Genomic DNA, 21,397 nt, shown 5'->3' on the forward strand with positions numbered 1-21,397 from the left:
TATTACCTCAGTTATCTTGATACCCTGGGCTTCACCGAAAAAGTCGGGAACCTGGGCCGTATTCTGACCGCTGCGGGACGTGAGGAGACCGATAATGCCCTTGTCGATGACCGGATCGGATTCATCATCTCGAAACTGGAACGGCTTGCGTACCGCAGCACGTTTGATCCCGCCACCGGTACCGGTGATGTAGCCTACAACCTCTCCATCGTGCAGGAAGAATCCCTTGAAAAAGTCACTTCAGCCTTCGATGAAGTGGCCCGTCTGGGATGCGGGTTTTATAACACCTACCGGATCATTGACAGGGACCCCCGCGTCCCCCACGGATCTGTCGGCGTGATCACCCTCTGCAGCATATCCATGGACGGCGTGTTCCAGCGACGTGGCATACCGGTCAGGATGGCATTTGGCGGGAGACTTGAGATCGTAAACGGGGTCCCGGAACAGTTCCGGGATCTCATCGCATACCGGGGTACCACTATCGATCCTCTGGAACTGTTCATTTCAGCGGGACTCACCTCCATATCAGGTTTTGCCCGGACGAAATCGGGTATCGCTCTCGCAAATGTCCGGGAAGTCCCCTGTGCTGCCAGAAGCCTGGTTGAGGAGACGATCCGCCAGATGAACGACTCCGGTTTTGTCTTCCCGGTATCCATGGGAAACCAGGTTTTCAACCTGCCCCATAACCCCTTCCGGCTTTCGATTGTGGCGTTCAGCGGACTGAATTATATCGGGAACGCCGTTGAACACGGTATTGAGATCAAAACAGAGATCGGGGCCGGTAATATACGGTTCTCGAAAATCATGGAAACCCGCTGATCAGATCCAGGAAATATCATCATGTTTCCTGGTCTTCTTATCCTGTTTTACGGCTTCGGCTGATCCAGTCCCGGTATTATTGTCTGCTGACAAGGAGGAGTGTCCGAGCCCTGACGGCATTCCCGATGGTCAGCCGTGGGCAGCGCGTCACACTGTGAGCATCAGCAGCATATCAATGATCTTTATTTCGATGAACAGGGCAATAAGTCCTCCAACACCGTAGATCAGGATGTTGTTGTGCAGCGCCTCTCCTGCCGGCATTGCCTTGTATTTCACGCCCTGCAGAGCGATCTATGCCGAATTTATCAGCAGGTTCGGCAACGAGATTGCAGTCCTGATCGATGCCCCGTTTTTGGAGATCCGTGCGGTCCCCCCGAATGTGGCAGATGCAATATCCGCTCTTGAGGAACGGGACGATCACCTTGCACCCGGGCGGCGGGAAGTACGGTACGTTCTCGCTTGTCTGAACCGTATTCTGGAAGTGCGTCTTTGCACGCTCTAACGAGCATGTAATGCCTGTCTGGAAAAAAGGGGATGATAGTTACATATCGAAGTACAGGTGGAATTCCCACGGGTGGGGCCGGAGCCTGACACCGTCTATCTCAGAACGTTTGTACTCGATCCAGACATCAATGACATCCTGCGTGAAGACGTCACCCTCGAGCAGGAACTTGTGATCCGCTTCGAGTGCATCGATCGCCTGGTCCAGCGATGAGGGAACGGTGGGGAGTTTCTTGGCTGCCTTTCCTTCAAGCTCGTACGTATTGCCCTCGAATGGCTGGCCGGGGTCGATCTTTTTCTTGATACCGTCGATACCTGCCATGAGCAGTGCCGAGAAGGAGAGGTACGGGTTGCACATCGGATCGGGCGGGCGGAACTCGATCCGTTTAGACTTGGGATTCTCCGAGTACATCGGGATCCTGACTGCAGCTGAGCGGTTACGGAGCGAGTACACGAGGTTGACCGGTGCTTCGTATCCCGGCACGAGCCGCTTGTAGGAGTTGGTAGATGGTGCGCAGAATGCCATGAGTGCGTTGGCATGCTTCAGGAGACCGCCGATATAATATTTTGCGGTCTGGCTGATCATCCCGTATCCCTTCGGGTCGAAGAAGAGATTCTTCCCGTCCTTCCAGAGCGACTGGTGGGTGTGCATGCCTGAGCCATTGTCGCCAAAGAGCGGCTTGGGCATGAAGGTCGCGACCATGCCGAAGTCCCGGGCCATGTTCTTGACAATGTATTTGTACATCATGCAGTAGTCCGCCATCTTGACGAGCGAGCTGTACCGCATATCGATCTCGTTCTGTCCTGCCGTCGCCACCTCGTGGTGGTGCACTTCGACAGGGATGCCGGTCTCGATCATCTTGAGGATCATCTGGCTCCTCACGTCCTGGAGCGAGTCGTGAGGGGGTACGGGGAAATATCCTTCCTTGTAACGCGGCTTGTACCCGAGATTGGGCTGCTCGTCGCGGCCGGAGTTCCAGCTGCCCTCAACAGAGTCTACGGAATAGAATCCCTGGTTGACGGTCTGCGAGTACCTGACATCATCGAACAGGAAGAACTCGTACTCCGGCCCCCAAAAACTGGTATCAGCGATCCCGGTTGATTTGAGGTACTCCTCTGCCTTCTTAGCGATAAAGCGCGGGTCACGGGTATAGGCCTTCTTGCTGAGAGGATCGTAGACATCGCAGATGATCGAGAGCGTGGGAACATCGCAGACCGGGTCGACGACCGCGGTAGAAGTGTCAAGATACAGGAGCATGTCGGACTCCTGTATCTTCTGGAATCCACGGATGGAGGAGCCATCAAATCCGATACCTTCAGACCAGATACCGGACTTAGGATCGGTGGAGCCGCTCAGTTCCGAGGCAGGGATTGAGAAATGCTGCCAGAGACCCGGCAGGTCGTTGAATTTCAGGTCAACGATCTGGATATTTTTCTTTTTGATTAGGGAATGAACTCCACTAATCTGCTCTTTTGTCACTTCTGTCATTTTTTTTGGTTTATTCGCTTGTGCCATTCTAACACCATCCACCATACGAACGCACTGAAACGGTGCTCAATGCATGTGCAAAATAAACAGGCAATTTGATTATGCCGGATCTGCACTAGGAAGTATGTTTCTATGTACCACTATTTAAAAATTTCTCATTTGTTGATGTTCTTGAAAATCATCCCCCGTAAGAAGAAAACGTTTGAAAAAAAATTCAATTTTCAGAAGAGAATTTATGCTATCATCATGGGGAGCCCGGTTATGAATAATCAGCAGACGCGAGACTCCCAATAGAAACATACTTCTCATGTTCTTATAAATATATTTCTACTAGGGTTAAGAGACATCTAAAATTGTAGTGTAATTTATCCAATATAGTGTCCACAAGTTCAGTTGTCCCTCTCCTCTAGATCCGCAATCACACACCCACAAGTAGGGTTTCATCCATCCCGATCACCGTAACAATCACCACAGCACCCCCGGCACCGGCCGTATCAGTCATCGGATTCTCGCTCATGACCTTCGCACTCATCGGTGCCGGTTGTGTCGTACTCATCGGGGGCGGGTTCGTAGTCCGGTGCTGTTCCGTGATTACGATTAACCTTCAGTACTTCTCTCATTTCTCCTCCTTGAATCCTGAATAGGCATCAATCAGGATCATACTCCAATCGACAGCGACTTCGAGGAACTGAGATGAATGTAATGAGTTTAAGTTTTTTACGAGTTCCTTCCCAGACGAAGAGTCGGAAGAGGTCAAAGCGGAGCAAATCTTCTTCACTATTTAGCGGGCAATCTGCCGTTGTTTGGTCATATGCGGCGTCCCCTGCCTATTTAGATCTTACGCTCTTCTTTGGGTCGGGATAAAAATTAAAGTAGTACTGGGATCCGGTAACTAGGAACGTGAATATAAAACCTATGCTCATGGGGTTCTGATACGCTTGCGGTTGATATGCAAATTCTTTCGAGATAAAAAATCCGTTACCAATCGTAGATGCATCAGAACTTCCTCATCCAAAACCATCCAAAAAACCTTGTTTTTTGGCACATATCCCATTTATTTATTTTTATTATAATGCCGTTGGAGAACACGAACCCCATATTCATGTTCCGGTGACGTTTTATGGATCCGGAGGGGGTAAACTATGTGGCGAAAACAACCTCGGTTTTAGGGTCTGTAATGGCCAATAGGCGAGGCGCAAAGCTGACGTATTTTGGTAAACAAAACGAATTTCTGGCGTATTTTCCACAAGAACAGAAAAAGGGGAATATTTCAGGGTTTTACGGTCTCGACCAGCGTACTGTGGGGGGAAAAAGAGCCAGATTTGGGCTTATTTTATCTTTTGACCGTAATGTCATTTCTCTCGACAAAACAGAAGGGATCTTCTGCAAAAAAATCCCCGTTCACAGCATACGCCCGGACCCGGCATCCTCCTCCGCAGAGACCCCGATAGTTACAATTTCTACACCTGCCCCCGAACCGGGCCTGTTTTTCCCGGAACCGTAGGAGCACAGGATTGGTGTTATCTCCCCAGATCCTGCTGAATGACTGGCTTCGGATATTCCCTGCACAAAAATTCTCAGAACGGGCAAACTGGCAGGGGTACACATTACCGTGTGAATCTATATTTGCCACACGAGTACCCGCACTGCATCCCCCGTTGAGGGATTGCAGGAGCTCGCGTGCTTCAGCAATGTCCGGAGATCCATCCTGTTCCATCGAAGTGAGCAGATGAATACAATCCTGCGGAGCATCAACTGTGAGAAACTCTATGAATGCAGGATCTGTCTCCTTTGCCTTTAGATAGAGGAGCGTAAGGGCTTCAGTTACCTCTTTGGTTCCCAGCTGTAACCGTTCATAGGATTCGATCCCACGGCCTGTGGGAACGAGCCAGTACAGGCAGAACCTGGAGGCACCGAGGGTTAAGGCGAGATCAATAAGTGCTTCAAGCTCGCCACAGTTCTCCTTTGTTAAGGTTACCCGAACGCCGCATCGAAGCCCTGCCTCGCGGCATGAGGTGAATGCTGCCATTGTCCGCTCGAAAGCGCCGGGCGAATTCCTGAACCGATCATGCGTCAGTGCCTGTGCACCGTCAAGCGATATCCCGGCATATTCGATCCCGCTTTCCTTGATCCTGCGGGCAACTTCGGTTGTGATAAGGGTCCCGTTGGTGCTGAGTGCCATTTTGATTCCTTTCTTTTTGGCATGCTGTGCCAGTTCCCAGATATCCTCACGCATCAGAGGTTCCCCTCCGGTAAACAGGATAAGCGGGATACCCATCTCTGCAAGGTCATCAATGAGACCCATTGCCTCGGCAGTCGAAAGTTCTCCCTCAATATGACACCCGGGCCCTGATTTGTTGTAGCAGTGGGTACAGCTCAGGTTGCAGCGATCTGTGAGATTCCAGAAGACCACCGGCCGGTACATCCCTGAGAATGCAAGATAGTTGCTGGGCACGTCGGTCTGCGGCTTGTGGCGATGCCGCATCACACCACTGACCGTTCCCTGCCCGTGCATGCACTGGGTAATCCGGTTCATGTCAGATCGCCCCCATTCTCTCCGATTCGCACCGCCGGAACCCGCTTGAATTCTTCGGTACTGAAGAGCACGACATAGCTGTTGACCCCGGCCTTCTCTGCAAGCCTTTTGACCTGTGCGAGAACACCCGAACGGTTGCGACCATGATGGACCGTGTAGAGTGTGTAGTTCCACCTGCCCGGCACAGGCTGCCGCAGGTAACAGTGGGAGACGCCGGGGAAGGATGCGAAACAGGAGTACAGTTCCGGGCATGACGTGTCCGGTACATCCCATGCCACGACCGCATTTGCCGTGATCCCAATCTGCCGCTGGTTAATCCGTGCCCGGAATTTCCTGATAATCCCGATCTCTTTGAGCTTTCGGATTCGTTGCAGGACTTCCGTACCGCTGATGTGGAGCCGTCGTCCCAGTTCATCGAACGGTTCGCTGACGAGTGGCAGCCCGTTCTCCAGTTCCTTAAGCAGGGAACGATCAGTCACATCCACGGACATCCGCCTCCTCCTCATCCGGGCAGCAGGAGAATTTCACGTCGATCTTATAGCGTTGCCGGGTGGGCAGATTGAGCATATCGGTCTCCGGAATACTGGTCCTTTTGAGAATTTCATCCAGCACCTCACCAATCCGCGTTTCCGTTGCTGCGGCAAGAGTAAACCAGACCGAGTAAGCGTGGTCCCGCTGGTAATTGTGTGAGACTTCCGGATACCCGTTGATGATCCGGGCAACCTCAGGAATCCGTGATTCAGGTACGTGGAGGGCAACGAGTGTTGTTGCAGTGATACCCAGACGTCGGGATTCCAGTACCGGGGACACTCCCCGCAGGATACCGGCATCCTTTAGATGCCCCATCCGTTTTATGACTTCAGCCTCGGAAATACCCAACCGGTCCGCTATCGCTTCCCACGGGCGGGGAACGAGGGAGATATCCTCCTGGAGAGCATCGAGAAGTTCCAGATCGGTCCGGTCGCAGTTTGTAATCGGGGGTATTGTTTCGGGCATTATACCACGTCCTCAGGTTGGTAGGGACACCACGGATCTTCACCGCAAATCTCCCCTTTCAGTATATCCGGTTGTGCAAGGCCGTCGCACCAGAATGGAGTGGCTGCATCCTCCCGCCGGTATGCCCGGGCCCTGCACCCACCGCAGGTTGTTTTGAAACTGCACCGTCCGCACTTTCCCGTAAGCCGGGAGGGATCGCGGAGTGCGGCAAAGAGTGGGGAGTTGTTCCAGATATCAGAGAACGGCGTTGTCAGGAGATTGCCGGCACTCACCGGCAGGTACGGGCAGGGAGTCACGTCACCATTGGCAAAGATGCGGCAATAAGTGATACCGGCAAGACAGCCCCGGCCCCAGGCCGGGTTGACAATGCCCAGTTCATTCGCGATACGGCGGAACTGCGGAGCGCAGGTCGGGCGAATGTTGAAATCGCTGTCCCGGTACCTGATGAGGATCTGCCGGATCATCTCCTCGTATTCCTCCGGGCTCCGGGGCTCGATCTGCCGTGCCCTCCCGGTCGGGATAGGGAAGAAGAGCTGGTAATCGCGGACCCCGAGGGAAGTCCCGAGCCCGATTACTTCTTCGACATCGCTGATGGCTGACCGCATCACCGACATGTTAATCTGGACTGCAATTCCTGCATCGCGGCAGTGCCTGATCGCCTGCATGGCCCTCTCCCAGACCCCGGGAAGCCCGCGGAAGGCATCGTGGACGGACGGGTCTTTCGAATCCAGACTGATGGCCACAGCCCGGATTCCTACGTCACGGAGTTTTGCAGCAGTGTCATGGTCGATCAGGTACCCGCTCGTGCCCATGACCATCCGTAGGCCCTGCTCAGTACCATACCGTGCGATATCGTATACGTCATCCCGGAGGAGAGGTTCCCCTCCACTTAGCACGACAACCGGCCTGCCGGTCGCCCGGATCTGGTCGATGACCGAGAACGCCTCTTCCGTGGAGAGCACTCCGGCTACTTCCTTATCGCCTGCATCCACGTAACAGTGGGAACACTCTAGGGGGCACCTGAGCGTGATGTTCCACGAGATGATACGCGGTGCACTCACAGTACTGTTCAATGTTTCAGTCCCTTTGCCAGATCGAAGCGATCAAGGTTCATCACTTTGGTCCAGGCTGCCACGAAGTCCTGGACAAACTTCTTCTGCGCATCCGCGCTTCCGTAGACCTCGGCCAGTGCCCGGAGCTGGGCGTTCGAACCGAAGATGAGATCGACACGCGTGCCGGTCCACCTCACTTCACCAGTTTTGCGATCGCGCCCTTCAAATATATCCTTAACGTCCGATACCGGCTTCCACTCCGTGACCATGTCGAGCAGGTTTGTGAAGAAGTCATTGGTGAGCGCTTCCGGCTTCTTCGTAAAAACGCCATGCCGGGTCTGTCCGAAGTTGGTATTCATCACGCGCAACCCGCCAACAAGCACCGTCATTTCGGGTGCGGTCAGGGTCAGCAATTGCGCCTTGTCAACCAGCAATTCCTCGGCCGATGCGGCATAGCGGGCTTTCTGGTAGTTGCGGAAGCCGTCCGCCTTTGGCTCGATCACGGCGAAGGAGACCACATCGGTCTGCTCCTGTGAGGTGTCCATGCGTCCCGGCATGAAGGGAACCGTCACCTCGTGACCGGCATTCTTCGCAGCCTGCTCGACGCCTACACAACCGGCCAGAACGATCAGGTCAGCCAGCGAGACCTTCTTGCCGCCAGAGACGGCGCTGTTGAATGCATTCTGGATACCCTCCAGCGTCTTGAGCACCTTGGCCAGCCGGGTCGGCTGGTTGACTTCCCAATCCTTCTGCGGCGCCAGACGAATGCGGGCACCGTTGGCACCACCACGCTTGTCGGAGCCACGGAAGGTGGACGCCGACGCCCATGCGGTCGAGACCATCTCCGGCACCGACAGGCCGGATGCCAGGATCTTGCCCTTGAGGGCGACGATGTCCTGTGCATCAACCAGTTTGTGATTGACGGCAGGGATGGGGTCCTGCCAGATGAGCTCCTCGACCGGAACCTCCGGGCCAAGATAGCGTGCCCGCGGGCCCATGTCGCGGTGGGTCAGCTTGAACCACGCCCGGGCGAACGCGTCCGCAAGCTGGTCCGGGTGCTCGTAGAAGCGCCGTGAAATTTTTTCGTAGGCGGGGTCGAACCTCAGGGAAAGGTCCGTGGTCAGCATGGATGGCGCATGACGCTTCGACTTGTCGTGGGCATCCGGCACCGTGCCGGCGCCCGCATCGCCCTTTGACTTCCACTGGTGCGCACCGGCCGGGCTCTTCGTCAGTTCCCATTCGTTTTCGAACAGGATCCGGAAGAAGTTGTTGCTCCACTTCGTCGGCGTGTTGGTCCAGGTGACCTCCAGGCCGCTGGTGATCGTATCCCCGGCTTTGCCAGTGCCGAAGCTGCTCTTCCAGCCAAGGCCCTGTTCCTCAATGCCCGCGGCTTCGGGCTCAGGCCCCACATGGGTCGCCGGGCCGGCACCATGGGTCTTGCCAAAGGAGTGGCCGCCGGCGATGAGCGCAACCGTCTCCTCGTCGTTCATCGCCATGCGGGCAAATGTCTCACGGATATCCCTGGCCGCCGCGACCGGATCCGGGACGCCACCCGGGCCTTCCGGATTGACGTAGATCAGCCCCATCTGCACGGCAGCGAGCGGGTTTTCGAGGTTCCGGTCGCCGGAGTAGCGTTTGTCCTCCAGCCACTTGTTCTCAGAACCCCAGTAAACGGCTTCTTCCGGCTCCCAGACATCCGCACGACCGCCGGCGAAGCCGAAAGTCTTGAACCCCATTGACTCTAGGGCGACGTTGCCGGCAAGAATCATGAGGTCGCCCCATGAAATTTTCCTGCCATACTTCTGCTTGATCGGCCAGAGCAGGCGGCGTGCCTTGTCAAGGTTCGCGTTGTCGGGCCAGCTGTTGAGGGGCGGGAAGCGCTGCTGGCCGGCACCGGCGCCGCCGCGACCGTCACCGGTGCGGTACGTGCCGGCGCTGTGCCAGGCCATGCGGATGAACAAGGGCCCGTAGTGGCCGAAGTCCGCCGGCCACCAGTCCTGCGAGCCGGTCATCAGCGCCCGCAGATCCTTCTTCACGGCCGCAAGGTCGAGTTTTTTGAATTCTTCAGCATAGTTGAACTCCCCCCCCATCGGATTGGACAAGGGCGAGTGCTGGTGAAGAACCTTCAGGTTCAACTGGTTCGGCCACCAGTCCTGGTTCGATGTGCCTCGGCTGGTTGCTTGTTTATTTGCTCCGCCTGTTACCGGACACTTACTATTGGCAGTCATAACATCATCTCCTGGTTTTCGATCAGGTGGACATCCTGCAGGAGGGCCGGACCACGCTGCCCGGCGGTGAGGGAGTTCTGGTAATCATAAACCGGAACACCTCGATCAGTAGTGAGGGTTTTCTTGGCCATGATGTTTCAAAGCTAGAATTGCCACGGTCACATTTAATAAGATAGGGGTTCGGGCAGGACAGAGATTTTTTCAGGGATTCTTCTTAAAGTCGATAGTGGATGTGCGATAATGCTGATTAAAAAGAGGGGATATGATTCTATTCCCGTTTTCCCAGCTGGTGATCGAGATAGAACAAGTGGCCGACAATATCACCAACAATTTTTATCTGGTTGACGATCTCGCTCGCATGTTGTTCTTCTTCCACCTGCTCCTTGACGAACCACTGGAGCATCTCGAAGGTTGCGTGATCTTTCTCTTTAATTGCAAGATCGACAAGCCCGTGGATCATGGCAGTAACTTTCTGCTCATGGGAATAAACTTCATCGAATACTTTGCCGGCTGAAGACCATTTTGCCTTCGGGGCTTCAATATCAAGGAGACTGACGGTTCCTCCGCGGGTAATAATATAATCATAAATCTTTAATGCATGCATCTGCTCTTCTTTTGCCTGTATCCGCATCCATTTGGCAAATCCTTTCATATTCACCGATTCGAAGTGCGAAGACATTGCAAGGTACAGGTACGCCGAATATAATTCACGGTTGACCTGCTTGTTCAGGGCTTGTTCCATGGTTTTTGAAATCATGTTTCATCCTCTGGTATCCGATAATTGGTTTTTCGGTACATAATGATTGTGTATCGGAAAAAATGATAGTCTTAAAATCTGAGTGGAATATTGAAGGGATGATAGTGATATTTTAGGTCAACCTAAATATTTATTATTTAGGGACACCTAAATAGTGAAGCAGAGTGAACAGCAAATTGTTGAAAGGGTGTTACAAGTGAATTTTACAGTCATTAAAAACCATCGAAGATTATTGATCATCGGTCTGGTCGGCTTTTTTGCCCTCCTCGCCCTATGGCTCCGCCTTCTCCCCATGTTTATCCCGGGTCCCACGGATATTTTATCGAGGGTAGCCAGCGATGACCCCCAATATGATCTGCGGCTCGTCGAACTGTTCCTTGCCAATCATTTCCAGTACGCCTGGTTTGACCCGATGTCAAATTTCCCCCATGGAACTTCGATTTACTGGGGTCCGATGACCATTTATATTGCCGGTCTGGCATGCACGATCGCAGGCGCGATCACCCGTCCGGCTATTATCGGAGTATGTCTTCTTGTGACTCCCCTTTTCGCGGCTGCAACTGTAGTTCTCATGTATTTTGTCGGAAAAGCATACGGGGACTGGAAGACAGGACTCCTGGCTTCAGGTTTTACCGCAGTTATTTCAGGGACCTTTTTCCTCTATTCCCTGTATGGGTATTTCAACCACCGTGACGGTGAGGTGCTCTTTTCCACATTATTCTGTCTGGTATATCTGTATATCCTGATCTCGGAAACGGGGACAACAATAAATCTCGCGGATTTCAGTACCTGGAGAAAAATCGCAATTTTATCCGTACTTGCGGGTATTGCGTATCTCCTTGGCCTCTTCGTCATGCCGACCATGATCCTGTTCGCATTTATCGTCGGCACATTTACTGTCGTCCAGTTCCTGTTCGATTTTTACCGCGGTCGTTCCAGTGAATACCTGCTGATCGCAAACACCATCGTTTTTACGATTGCAACCGCCGGGCTCCTGGTCTTCGGATTTAAAAGCCCCGGTATGGATCTCTCGACCTATTCCATAGGTCATGTCTATGCCTATGTATGCCTGATCGGTGCAACAGTAGTACTGTATCTCCTTGCCCGATATCTGAAAAACAGAAAGAAATACTATTATCCCGGGATCATTATCGGCAGCGGAATCCTGTTTGCAGGGATTCTCCTTGTTGCAGCCCCGCAGCTCTACACGTTATTCATCAACGATCTCTATGCATTTTTCGGGCAGCAATCCATAACGCAGACGGTCATGGATGCTATGGGTTGGACACCTACGGAAGCATGGCAGGCATTCAACTACGGGTTCATTCTCATGGCGGGGGGGATACTGGTAGCTCTCTATAACAACCTTAAGGATGAGCGGCCCCACGAAATTTTTGCGCTGGTCTGGGCTCTCGTCATTTTATTCTCCACTTGGCAGCATGTCAGGTACGAATATTATCTTGCAGTAGTCATTGCCCTGCTTTCAGCCGTGTGCATCCATTTCGTTTTCGAGAAAGGGTGGGGAGATCTCTGTACGCTGGCGAGGAGTTTCCTGCCGCACACAGCATCAGATGGCGCTGACGAAGCCGAGAAAGATCAACCACGCAGGGGCAAAGGCCAGAAGTTCAAAAAGAGTTCGTGGAATTCCCGAAAACCGAACTATCCGGTTCTTGGGGTTGTGGTAATTGTGCTGGGTCTTGGTCTCCTCTTTGCGTACACTTCAGTTTCCAATAATTATCTCATCGGGTCCAGCGGTGTCAACGCGATGAATCCCGACTGGAAGGAATCTCTCGAATGGCTGGGCAATAATACGCCGGATACCGGTGTGAATTATTTTACCATCTATGACCCGAAGACGTTCCAGTATCCATCCACCGCGTACGGGATCATGTCCTGGTGGGATTACGGGCATATGATCACGTATATCGCAAAACGCATCCCGAATGCCAATCCGTTCCAGCAGGGTGTAACCGGCGATACTGGTGCCGCAGCGTACTTCATGACAACATCCGAGAATACCGCAAATGCCATTCTTGATGCCGATGGGACCCGGTACGTCATCACGGATATTGAGATGGATACCGGCAAATTCTATGCAATGTCAACATGGTTCAATGCGTCTGCTACCACAGGACCCTACCAGGAAAATATGTTCATGACAGGAGGTAGCTCAGCTCAAAATTATCAGGTCATCCAACTCAATAAGCAGCCATATTACCTGACCATGATCTCCCGTCTCCACAACTTTGATGGATCGATGGCACAGCCCGGCAGCGTGTATTACATTGAATATGCAGATCCTGCAATTACAAAGGAGCAATTACCGGTTATCACAAATGCCCTGCTGTTAAATCTCTCAGCAGCTACCCTTGCTGCAGAACAATTTAATCAGAAGGCTCCGGCGGGATACCATGCAGCAGTTCTCAGTCCATCGATTACCCAACCCCTTGACACTGTGCCTGCACTCCAGCATTACCGGCTTGTCCATGAGTCTCCAACCAACGCGGCGAACTCAGACACCTTCGATGTGAAGTATGTGAAGATCTTTGAATACGTCAAAGGGGCTCATATCAAGGGAACCGGTATCATCGATATTCCGCTCGTCACTAATACCGGAAGGAACTTCACGTACCGGCAGGAAAGTGTCAATGGCGAATTTATCGTCCCGTATTCAACGAGTGATAACCCGTACCCGGTGAAAGCTACAGGCCCATACCGGATCGAAGGCACCAGTACAACATTCGAGGTACCGGAGTCAGTGGTTATACAAGGGACGACTGTAGGGCCAGCCCAGATATCCGGTTCCCTGTCTCAGGAGAACGTATAATGGCACAGGAACAAATCGAGGAATACCTTGAAGCAATCTACGATCTTGAATCGCGGGATGGTTCGGCAAAAACCACCGCTATAGCAAAATGCCTTAACGTTGCCCCGGCGAGCGTGACCGAAGTGCTCCGCAGCCTTTCGGATAAGGGGCTGGTCGCATACGAGCCGTATAAGGGAGCGACCCTGACGGGTGAAGGGAAAAAAATCGCCGGCACCATCAAGCGGAAACACCGGCTCCTTGAAGTGTTCCTGACCAACGTCCTCAAACTGAACCGGGAGAAGGTCCACGAGGAAGCGTGCAAAATGGAGCACACAATCTCCGAAGACACGGAGAACGGGCTCTGCCGGATGCTGGACGCCCCGGCACGCTGTCCGCATGGCAGCCCGATCAGTCCCTGCAACAAATGTGTGGGGAGCTGTGCCGAGTGCGACGGTGCAGGAAAAACCGATATGCCCGTTGCCATCCGGGATAAAAAGATCATTCCCATCACGGATCTCAAACCGGAACAGAAAGGCCAGATTGCATTTATCCGGGGGGACTGCAAAGTGGTCCAGCGCCTCTCTGACCTTGGGCTTACTCTCGGCACAAAAGTATCCATCCTGAAAAAAACACCAATGAACGGACCCGTCGAGATCTCCGTGAGAAGAACGAAACTTGCGGTCGATCACGCAATTGCCGAGAATATCTTTATCGAATCCCCCGGAGCGGGTGAACCATGAGCGGCTGCGGGGAATGCAAAGGCTGTTCGACCGGGAAGGAGTCCGGAATAAAGGATGCAGAGTATACGATTGCCCTTGCCGGCAATGCTAATGTCGGTAAGAGCGTGATCTTCAACCAACTGACCGGTGTTGACCAGATCATCGGCAACTGGCCGGGAAAGACTGTCGATCGGGCGGAAGGTCTCCTGTTACACAAGGGGAAACGTATCCGGGTCATCGACCTGCCCGGAATCTACTCGTTCTCCACATACTCGATGGAGGAACTGGTCTCGCGGGATTTTATTGCTCTAGAACACCCGGACGCCGTGATCAACGTCATCGATGCCTCAGCACTGGAACGTAATCTCTTCTTCACGATCCAGCTCTTGGAACTGGCACCCCCGCTGATGATCGCGGTCAACCAGATCGATCTTGCCGAAAAAAAAGGACTGACTGTCGATACACAAAAGCTCTCCGAACTGCTCAGCGTCCCGGTTGTGCCGACGGTTGCCATTAGGAGCAAGGGAATCCCAGCCCTCACCGATGCAATCACGGGCCTCATGCAGGATCACCCGGTTCCCCCGGTCCTGCTCTACGGGAAGGAAATAGAAGAGCGGATCGGGAAAATTATCTCCCTGCTGGATTCCGTCACAACACCATACCCCGTACGCTGGACCGCGATCAAACTCCTTGAGCGGGATCCGGCGATCCAGAAGATCGTCAGCGAACAGGACCCGGGTATTGTTGAAAAGGCAGGGCTGCTCGCCGGGGAGATCGAATCCATCCACGGGGAACCGGTATGTGTTGTCATGAGCGCAGAGCGGTACCAGATTGCTGACCGGATTGCGGCGGAAGTAATCACTGTGCGGGCACCGGGCGAGGGACCGCAGAAAAAGAGCATGACCGATAAGCTCGACGAGATTGCCCTCCACCCGATCCTCGGGTACCTCGCGGTCATCGCCGTGATTGGCGGGCTGCTGTTCTGGACGTTCCTGATCGGTGCGCAGATCTCGGGATTCCTGCAGTCGTTCCTCTCGCAGTTCGAGCAGTACGAACCGGTGGTCTCAGGGCCGCTCATGGATATTCTCTGGAATGGGGCATTCACCGGTTTCATTGCAGGAGTTACCTTGGTCGTTCCCTATGTCCTGCCGTTCTACCTGCTCCTCGCTGTCATGGAGGATTCAGGCTATCTCACCCGTATCTCGGTGATGCTCGATCGCGGCATGCACAAACTGGGGTTGCACGGGAAGGCGATTATCCCTCTCATCCTCGGGTACGGGTGTAATGTCCCGGCCATCTATTCCTGCCGGATCATGGAAACACCGAAGCAGAAGACCCTTGCCGCATTCTTAGTGACACTCGTGCCGTGTACTGCACGGACGGTCGTCATCCTCGGGCTTGTCGCTGCGTTCGTTAACATCTGGTGGGCGCTCGCACTCTATGCGTTCGACATTCTCCTGATCCTCGTTGTCGGGAGAATTGCGTTCAAAGCAGTACCGGGCGAGTCGGTCGGCTTGATCATGGAGATGCCCGACTATCATGTCCCCTCGGTCTCGGTTGTTCTGAAGCAGACCTGGACCCGGACAAAGTCGCTCATCTGGATCGTCTTCCCGGCATACATCATTGGGAGTGCCATCATCCAGGCATTCTATGCAGCGGGGCTGCTCAACCCGGTGAACAATCTTCTCTCACCCGTGACCGTCCTCTGGCTCGGGCTTCCTGCGGTCATCGGGATTACGCTGATCTTCGGTATCGTCCGGAAGGAGCTGACGATCCTCACGCTCGCGGTAATCTTCCACACGACAAACTTTGCATCCATCATGTCGCCGATCCAGCTAATTGTCCTTGCACTGGTCTCGATGCTCTACATCCCCTGCATTTCGGTGATTCTCGTTCTCGCATCGGAGTTCGGCTGGAGGAAAGCACTCGCGATCTCGGTAACTGAGATCGTCATGGCGATTGCCATTGGCGGGATCGCATTTCGGGTGCTGAGCCTGGTGATGTGAGAACGGTTCAGATTTGTTGACGGAGGTAAGGATCTTGGAAGGAACGGAATTTTTAATGAGGGGGAAAATCAGTCATTAACCGTCAACTTATCGTTGTCCGGAGCCGGTTTCCAGGACGGAAAAATCCGGCCCGGAAATCGGATCCGGACGATAATAGTCATGGGGGATTACTGGGTCTTGTCTTTCAGCAAGTTCAGATAAGGTGACGGTCGGTAGGGATTTTTTAGTGAGGTGAAAAATCGGTTACCAATCGCTTTCTTATCAGAACCCTCTTCCCCGTTATCAAGACAAGGCTTTGTCTCCCAGTTCACCGGTCCTGACCCGGATAGCACCGATCATCGGGCAGATGAAGATCCTCCCGTCGCCATACCGGCCAGACTGGTTGACATCCAAGATTGCTTGGACAATACGGCTGACCTCCTCATCGTACGCAACAATGATGAGCATCCGTTTTGGCAGAAAGCCCAATGCGAACTCAGTAACCGGCTGAAACGACCCGGCCATTTTGATTCCGGCATCTAACGGTTCGTCGCCGGGCCTGGAGTTCTCCAATTGCATCCGCTGATTCATGTTCAGAGGTCCACTAAGTTCCTGTGCGTTGCCCCTCCCCTTCTGCTGACCGCGGCCGGTGACGTACAGGAACGTGACGCCCCTTACGCCGATGGTTTCAAGAGCTTCCTTGGTCTCTTCAACCCGCTCGTCCCGGAGGATGGCAATGATCTGCTTCATGCTTTTTTCAGGTTCCGCCTGCTTTGCCGGCGTTTCGGATCGAGAAAGTGTCCTCTACGTAGGTAACGAAGATTTTTCCGTCGCCGATGGCACCTTCATTAGGTGCGCTCTTCGAAGCGGTCTTCGCTTCCGTCCTGATGATCATGACTGTCTTTGCCACGTTGTTGTCCGGTACCACGATCATCAGCATCTCTTTGGGAATTTCATTGTAATGGACTGCACCAAGGGTAATTCCCATCTCCTTGCCATGACCAGTCACGTGGAGGCGGGTCATCCCTCCGATACCGGCGACGTCGAGGGCCTTGATCACCCGCTGCGCTGATTCCGGCCGGATTACGGCCCAGATCATCTTCATAACCGACTCTCGCCATCTTGGTGTGCGTGTTTCCCGTTACACATCTGATTCCCCAGTGCGGATCCGGATCGACTGCTCAACCGGGATGACAAAGATCTTTCCGTCTCCGATCTTCCCGATCCAGGCTGATTCGGTGATGATTGCGATCACTGCGTTGACGTCCTTATCTTTTACCACAATCTCGACCTTGATCTTGGGCAGTATGTCAACCGTCATCTTGCCTCCCCGGTATTCCAAGGAGATACCTTTTTGCTCGCCCCGTCCCCGGACATCGGTAACGGTCATGCAGATAAAGCCTTTGTCTTCAAGAGTTTTTTTTACGAATTCGAATCGTTTTGGTTTAAGGAATGTTTTAACCATTTTCATTATGATCCCTCCGGATCATCAGCGCTCCCCGTCCTGCGAGATATCAAGTCCGACAACGCTTCCTCCTCAGTGACCCACATCCCGATCGTTTTGTCTTAGATGACTGCGAGGATGAAGATGACCACAAATGCATACCCCAGAGCCGTACCGGCTCCGGTGCACTAGGCCACGAACTGGCGGACATTACCTTTGAAAAAGCCAGACGCACAATTGACTGCAGCCTCTGTATAGGCCCGGCTGGTTTCTGCTTAAGAAGCAGTTGCATTTCACTCCGCATGAAATTCACTCGCACCCTCCACCGGCATTTTTCGTAAGCCGGACCTTCACTTCGTTCTTTCCGATCTGCTCGGTTGCTACCGAATAACCCCTTCGCTCCGCATCGATCTCGATCCACGGCGGCATGTGGTCACAAATGACGTCGAGCTGCTCAAAGACGCCTTTTCGCACAAACTCCTGTAAAACCTGCTTGCTCGAGACTTCCGGGCGCTTGCCTTGGATTTCCTTGATCGAGATCAAAAAATGGCCGGGAGTAGTCTCTGTGGGCGTTGGAATGCCAGCATCGGGCGGCAGGTACGAGTTTGCCTGTTCGGCCTTCTCCTCGTGCCAGACACTGTCGAGGAACTCAGCCGGAGCGCCGGCTATCTCCCACACGGAGAACCGGGCCTTCTCAAGCTCGAAGAAAAGGGCACCGCTCGCCGACTTTGCGACAAAGACACGGCAGTCACGGAGGAATGCTTTGAGATCTTCCACTTTTTTTCGCAGATCACGGAGGCCGCGGGCCGGCTCGATGACAAATGCCATCTCCCGGTCCTTCTTCCACTCCCCACGGACCCTGCTGTACACGATGACCGTTCCCGGTTCACTGAGGGGGATGGATTCGCCACCCGGCCCGATAATAGCTGCAATCTCCTGGATACACATGATCCATCACCCTTGTCTCAGAGCAGCAGCCGTTCAACCGGCTTTCCGCCCTCAATATGGGAGTCGAGGATCTCTTGGACGTCGTCCGGGGTCACAGACCCGTACCAGACATTGTCCGGGTACACGACCACGACCGGCCCTTGCTCGCAGATACCGAAGCAGCCGGTGTTGGTGAGGAAGACCCCGCCCCCGGTGCCGCGCTCTTCGATCTCTTCCATGAACTTCTGCATCACGTCGACACCGGTCTTGGTGTGACAGAACCCTTTCTGCGTCCCGTTCGGCCGGGAGCTCGTGCATACGAAGATGTGTTTCTCTGGTTTCTGCATTTCAACAACTCCTGATCAACATTTTTTCTTTGATCTGCGCCCGGTAGGACACGTACTTCGCTTCGAGCAGCGTGTTCGTGAACCGGTCGAGGAACGCGAGGGTTCCCGTGTACCCGGCCGATAAGATCCGCTGCCCGCCGGTCCGGTCGTGGATTGGGAAGCCGACCCGGACCACGGGGATGCCCCGGCGCTCGGTCAGGAACTTCCCGCCCGAGTGGCCGACTCCGATGTTCGCACAGGCCTGCGCTGTCGCCTCGTCGATGGCGGCAAAGTCCGTCTCTTCAAGGAGGACCGGCGTTTCGTCCACGTCGGCGAGGACCGGCACCAGCAGTTCGGCGAGTTTGCTGTTCCTCGTCCCGCTCGCGATGACGACCGGTGGCGCACCGTTCTCTGTGCAGAGGCGCGTGAATGCGTACACGAGTTCGGGTTCGCCGTAGATGACCGGCCGGCCCTCCGCGTTGTATTTGTGCGAGTCGGCCATCGCATCGAGGAGCCAGCCCCGTTCGAGTGCGAGCTGGTTCGGCACCGTCCGGCCGCAGGTGAGCCCCCGCAGCGTATCGATGAACAGGTCGACCGCCCCGATGCCGATGGGCAGCGGCAGGTTTACGAGCGGGACGCCGAACTGCTCTTCGAGAAATTTGCCCGGCGAGAGCGCGTCCGGGCAGGTGAGCCCGAACTGGATCGTGACTGGTGCGCCGGGCATCTCTGCGATGTCTTCTGTCCGGGTCCCTCCCGGCGGGATCTTCTGGTACCGGCCCCCGTACGGCCGGTCGAGCGTCAGGGAATAATCGGGCACCAGCGTGTACTCGACCCCCATCAGCGCGAGGATCCGTTTGATCTCCCGGATGTCGGCCGGGCTGATGTGGGGAATGATGACATTTATCCGGTTGTGCTTCGCCGTCACTTTCGCGAAGTGGGCGATGATGCCCCGGGTCGCGGCCCAGAACCCCTCGGTGTGGCTCCCGCTGTAGCTCGGGGTCGGCACCGGGATGATGTCGACGCCCGTGAGGTTGCGCTCCCGCACGTACGACAGAACGATCCGGTCGAGGTCCTCCCCCATCGTCTCCGAGAGGCAGGTCGTGAGGATCCCGAGGACCTTTGGCTGGTAGACCCGGAGCACGTTGTCGATCGCTTTTTTGAGGTTCGCCTCCCCGCCGTAGATGGTCTGCTTCTCGTTGAGGCTTGACGAGGCGATGTCGACCGGCTCGTTGAAGTGCTCGACATTTGCAAGGCGCATGTACGTGCTGCACCCCTGCGAGCCGTGCGAGATGACCATCGCGTTCTCTATTCCCTTGAAGGCGATCACGCCGCCGAGGGGCATGCACATCTGGCACTGGTTCTCGTTCACCTGCCGGGCTTTGCCCGCCGTTGTTGTCCTCTCCATGCCGTTCATCAGCACACCTCCAGTGCAAGGGTTCCTTTCAGCTGCTTCCAGACCGGCGAACACGTGGTGACGTACACCTCGTGCGCGAAGGTGAGCGCCCCCTCGAACCCCGCGAGGCACTCTTTCCGGTCATGGTTGTGGTCGACGAACCCGATGCCGAGCTTGTACGCGAGCACGCGTTCCTTGACGCCGCCGACCATCACGTCGACATGTTTTTCGAGCAGGAATTTTTCGAGTTCCGCGGGGTTCGCGTCGTCGATGACGACCGCGTTTGCGTCGAGCATCCCGCTGATGTCGTCGTACTCCTCTTTCTTCCCGGTCTGGGTGCCGGTGAGGACGATCTCTATCCCGAGCTCTTTGAGCTGCCGGATGATGGCGACCGCCTTGTACGCGCCGCCTACGTAGATCGCCGCCCGCTTGCCGGCGAGTTTCTTCCGGTACTGTGCGATAACCGGCTGGATCCGGGCCGTCTCCCGGGCGATGAGGACCTCGGTGCGCCGGGTGATCTCCGGGTCATCGTAGAACGACGCGATCCGACGGAGGCTCTCCGCGGCGTTCTCCGCGCCGAAGAAGTTGACGGAGATGAACGGGGTGCCGAACTCTTTTTCGAGGTTTGCCGCGACCCAGTGCATCGAACCGGTGCACTGCACGATGTTGAGGCAGGCCCCGGGCGCCTGTTTGAGCGCCGCGACCGTTGAGTCTCCGGTGAACGCGACGTTGATCTCTAGTCCCATCTCCGCGAGATAGTTCCTGATAAGCCAGGTCTCGCCGCCGAGGTTATACTCGCCGAGGAAGTTGAGTTTCCTCGTCTTTTCGATCGTTTTCCCGTTTTTTGGCGTGATGAGCTTCATCAGCGCCCCGGCAGCGGCCCGGTACCCGACGACCTTGTTGCCGGAAATGAAGCCGCTCGACTCGACCGGGATGACGTCGATGCCGTACCTGGCCGACGCCGCTTTGCTGACCGCGATGATGTCGTCGCCGATCATGCCCGAGACGCAGGTCGCGTACACGAAGATGGCGGGCGGGTGGTACTTCTCCACGATTTCATCGATGCAGGCGACCAGTTTCTTCTCGCCACCGAAGACCACGTCCCGCTCCTTCATGTCGGTCGAGAAGCTGTTCCGGTACATCTCCGAACCGCTCGACAATGACCCCCGGATGTCCCACGTGTAGGTGGCACACCCGATGGGGCCGTGGACGAGGTGGACCGCGTCCGTGACCGGGTTTAAAACCACCCGGGCCCCGCAGAAGACGCAGGCCCGCTGGCTCACCGAGCCCGCGAGGCTGTCGTCGGCGCAGTGGATGGCGGTCTTGTTCTTCCCGCCGCTCGCGATGGAATTCTGGCGTTCGCTGATGCAGGCGTTTGGGGCCGACGGCACCGCACAAAGGTCCTCCATGGTTTTTTCT

At 54.9% G+C, this 21,397-nt stretch carries 22 protein-coding genes; 5 read left to right on the forward strand and 17 right to left on the reverse strand.

The features are described from left to right. Positions 1–819 (forward strand): NrpR regulatory domain-containing protein (locus ABSE13_RS10650; protein WP_424028498.1); only part of this gene is annotated, 819 nt, incomplete at its 5' end. Positions 820–966: 147 nt separating this feature from the next. On the opposite strand, the gene ABSE13_RS10655 is transcribed toward ABSE13_RS10650, so the two are convergent. Then, positions 967–1,095, reverse strand: coding sequence for a hypothetical protein (locus ABSE13_RS10655; RefSeq protein WP_424028499.1), 129 nt, complete (start codon positions 1,093–1,095; stop codon positions 967–969). On the opposite strand from ABSE13_RS10655, the gene ABSE13_RS10660 reads away from it, so the two are divergent. Further along, complete coding sequence (locus tag ABSE13_RS10660; RefSeq protein WP_424028500.1) at positions 1,085–1,321, forward strand: hypothetical protein; 237 nt, start codon at positions 1,085–1,087, stop codon at positions 1,319–1,321. The genes ABSE13_RS10655 and ABSE13_RS10660 overlap by 11 nt on opposite strands. 39 nt (positions 1,322–1,360) lie before the next feature. Here ABSE13_RS10660 and glnA read toward each other — a convergent pair whose 3' ends face one another. From glnA to ABSE13_RS10705, 9 genes are all read right to left on the reverse strand, one after another. After that, positions 1,361–2,836, reverse strand: coding sequence for a type I glutamate--ammonia ligase (gene glnA, locus ABSE13_RS10665; protein ID WP_490356175.1), 1,476 nt, complete (start codon positions 2,834–2,836; stop codon positions 1,361–1,363). A gap of 391 nt (positions 2,837–3,227) precedes the next feature. After that, complete coding sequence (locus ABSE13_RS10670) at positions 3,228–3,365, reverse strand: hypothetical protein (RefSeq protein WP_424028501.1); 138 nt, start codon at positions 3,363–3,365, stop codon at positions 3,228–3,230. A 777-nt stretch (positions 3,366–4,142) separates the two neighbouring features. Beyond that, the gene (locus ABSE13_RS10675) at positions 4,143–5,345 is read right to left on the reverse strand and encodes a radical SAM protein (protein ID WP_424028502.1); all 1,203 of its coding nucleotides are present in this window, start codon (positions 5,343–5,345) and stop codon (positions 4,143–4,145) included. Continuing rightward, a complete protein-coding gene (gene ahbB, locus ABSE13_RS10680) occupies positions 5,342–5,830 on the reverse strand; it encodes a siroheme decarboxylase subunit beta (RefSeq protein ID WP_424028503.1) in 489 nt (162 codons plus the stop codon). Before ahbB ends, ABSE13_RS10675 begins: the two co-directional genes overlap by 4 nt. Further along, complete coding sequence (locus ABSE13_RS10685) at positions 5,817–6,341, reverse strand: AsnC family transcriptional regulator (RefSeq protein WP_424028504.1); 525 nt, start codon at positions 6,339–6,341, stop codon at positions 5,817–5,819. The genes ahbB and ABSE13_RS10685 overlap by 14 nt, the downstream gene beginning before the upstream one ends. After that, positions 6,341–7,402 (reverse strand): radical SAM protein, encoded by a 1,062-nt coding sequence (locus ABSE13_RS10690; protein WP_424028505.1) that lies wholly within the window; start codon positions 7,400–7,402, stop codon positions 6,341–6,343. Before ABSE13_RS10690 ends, ABSE13_RS10685 begins: the two co-directional genes overlap by 1 nt. An 8-nt stretch (positions 7,403–7,410) precedes the next feature. After that, entirely contained in the window at positions 7,411–9,621 is a 2,211-nt protein-coding gene (gene katG / locus ABSE13_RS10695) for a catalase/peroxidase HPI (protein ID WP_424028506.1), read from the reverse strand. Next, the gene (locus ABSE13_RS10700; RefSeq protein WP_424028507.1) at positions 9,618–9,752 is read right to left on the reverse strand and encodes a catalase; all 135 of its coding nucleotides are present in this window, start codon (positions 9,750–9,752) and stop codon (positions 9,618–9,620) included. The genes katG and ABSE13_RS10700 overlap by 4 nt, the downstream gene beginning before the upstream one ends. A 137-nt stretch (positions 9,753–9,889) precedes the next feature. After that, positions 9,890–10,378, reverse strand: coding sequence for a ferritin (locus ABSE13_RS10705; RefSeq protein WP_424028508.1), 489 nt, complete (start codon positions 10,376–10,378; stop codon positions 9,890–9,892). Positions 10,379–10,574: 196 nt separating this feature from the next. Here ABSE13_RS10705 and ABSE13_RS10710 point away from each other — a divergent pair, with 196 nt between their 5' ends. Genes ABSE13_RS10710 through feoB form a run of 3 tightly spaced genes read left to right on the forward strand, consistent with a single transcriptional unit; the run spans position 10,575 to position 15,909 of the window. After that, positions 10,575–13,205 carry an oligosaccharyl transferase, archaeosortase A system-associated gene (locus ABSE13_RS10710; RefSeq protein WP_424028509.1) on the forward strand — a complete coding sequence of 877 codons (2,631 nt, stop codon included), beginning with the start codon at positions 10,575–10,577 and terminating at the stop codon, positions 13,203–13,205. After that, on the forward strand, positions 13,205–13,924 hold the full coding sequence (locus ABSE13_RS10715) for a metal-dependent transcriptional regulator (protein WP_424028510.1): 720 nt from the start codon (positions 13,205–13,207) through the stop codon (positions 13,922–13,924). Before ABSE13_RS10710 ends, ABSE13_RS10715 begins: the two co-directional genes overlap by 1 nt. Then, the gene (gene feoB, locus ABSE13_RS10720; RefSeq protein ID WP_424028511.1) at positions 13,921–15,909 is read left to right on the forward strand and encodes a ferrous iron transport protein B; all 1,989 of its coding nucleotides are present in this window, start codon (positions 13,921–13,923) and stop codon (positions 15,907–15,909) included. The genes ABSE13_RS10715 and feoB overlap by 4 nt, the downstream gene beginning before the upstream one ends. A 282-nt stretch (positions 15,910–16,191) precedes the next feature. On the opposite strand, the gene ABSE13_RS10725 is transcribed toward feoB, so the two are convergent. The 7 genes from ABSE13_RS10725 to nifE form a co-directional block, all read right to left on the reverse strand. Then, positions 16,192–16,638, reverse strand: a complete 447-nt coding sequence (locus ABSE13_RS10725; protein WP_424028512.1) for a P-II family nitrogen regulator — start codon at positions 16,636–16,638, stop codon at positions 16,192–16,194. Between the two features lie 7 nt (positions 16,639–16,645). Then, positions 16,646–16,993 carry a P-II family nitrogen regulator gene (locus ABSE13_RS10730; RefSeq protein ID WP_424028513.1) on the reverse strand — a complete coding sequence of 116 codons (348 nt, stop codon included), beginning with the start codon at positions 16,991–16,993 and terminating at the stop codon, positions 16,646–16,648. 36 nt (positions 16,994–17,029) lie between these two features. Next, entirely contained in the window at positions 17,030–17,359 is a 330-nt protein-coding gene (locus ABSE13_RS10735; protein ID WP_424028514.1) for a P-II family nitrogen regulator, read from the reverse strand. A 282-nt stretch (positions 17,360–17,641) separates the two neighbouring features. Beyond that, complete coding sequence (locus tag ABSE13_RS10740; protein ID WP_424028515.1) at positions 17,642–18,280, reverse strand: Fe-only nitrogenase accessory AnfO family protein; 639 nt, start codon at positions 18,278–18,280, stop codon at positions 17,642–17,644. A 17-nt stretch (positions 18,281–18,297) separates the two neighbouring features. Then, complete coding sequence (locus ABSE13_RS10745) at positions 18,298–18,606, reverse strand: 2Fe-2S ferredoxin (RefSeq protein ID WP_424028516.1); 309 nt, start codon at positions 18,604–18,606, stop codon at positions 18,298–18,300. 1 nt (position 18,607) lies between these two features. Then, entirely contained in the window at positions 18,608–19,999 is a 1,392-nt protein-coding gene (locus ABSE13_RS10750) for a nitrogenase component 1 (RefSeq protein ID WP_424028517.1), read from the reverse strand. After that, positions 19,999–21,387: a nitrogenase iron-molybdenum cofactor biosynthesis protein NifE gene (gene nifE / locus ABSE13_RS10755; RefSeq protein ID WP_424028518.1), complete on the reverse strand. Its 1,389-nt coding sequence runs from the start codon at positions 21,385–21,387 to the stop codon at positions 19,999–20,001. The genes ABSE13_RS10750 and nifE overlap by 1 nt, the downstream gene beginning before the upstream one ends. Between the last annotated feature and the right edge of the window lie 10 nt (positions 21,388–21,397).

Origin of the sequence: Methanoregula sp. (assembly GCF_049518935.1) — an archaeon.
Classification (GTDB): Archaea; Halobacteriota; Methanomicrobia; order Methanomicrobiales; family Methanospirillaceae; genus Methanoregula.